The 637-nt window shown below is 77.4% G+C and carries 1 protein-coding gene; it reads right to left on the bottom strand.

Going from position 1 to position 637, the window contains the following annotated elements; translation table 11 throughout:
• Window positions 1-298 precede the first annotated feature (298 nt).
• Window positions 299-637, bottom strand: a 339-nt coding sequence (locus tag ABD308_RS32580; RefSeq protein ID WP_344343108.1) for a DUF1963 domain-containing protein, incomplete at its 5' end; no start/stop codon positions are given.

The following is a 637-nucleotide window of genomic DNA, read 5'->3' as shown; positions in this document are numbered from 1 at the left end:
CCACCCGGCGGGCGGCGCGCGGCCCCCGGTGGCGTACGGCGAAGACGGCGAGCAGCTCGGGCATCCGGGCCGGGTGGGCGCGCATCGAGCGCATCAGTTCGGTGAGGGGGGCACCCTCCACGTCCCCGGACCGCTCGGGATCCCCGGACCGCCCTGGGTGCTCGGGGGGCCCGGGGTCCGGGTCTGTCGTTGGGGCCACGTCCGTCCCACCGCTCCGCCGCACGCTCCGGCCGCGCCCGGGCCGGCGGCGCGCCCGGGGCTTCTCCCAGCCTAGGACCCGAGGCCCGGGCCCCGCCTGTCAGGCGATCTCGAAGCCCTGCCGGACCCGGTCGAAGCGGCCGGCCGCGAGGTCGTCGTGGGTGATCCAGAAGGAGACGTTGACGCACTCGCCCCAGTCGGCGTCCAGGACGCCGCCGTCGATCTGGAGCAGCGGGCGGTGACCCTCGGGGCGGCCGGTGTCGGTGTCGCACCAGCCGAGCACCCGGACCGCCGGGCGGGGCAGCTGTTCGGCGAGGTCCTGGGCGAGGTCGAGGGCGATCAGGAAGTCGTCCGGGAACAGCCGTTCCAGCTCGTGGTCCTGGTAGGACGGCGCGGACAGCGCCCGGGCGGCCCGGACCGGGACGGGCGGGACGGCGGG

It is taken from the genome of Kitasatospora putterlickiae (assembly GCF_039527695.1).
Taxonomy (GTDB): Bacteria; Actinomycetota; Actinomycetes; order Streptomycetales; family Streptomycetaceae; genus Kitasatospora; species Kitasatospora putterlickiae.
The sequence above is the reverse complement of the archived record's forward strand: the minus strand, read 5'-3'. Positions and strand labels throughout refer to the sequence as shown.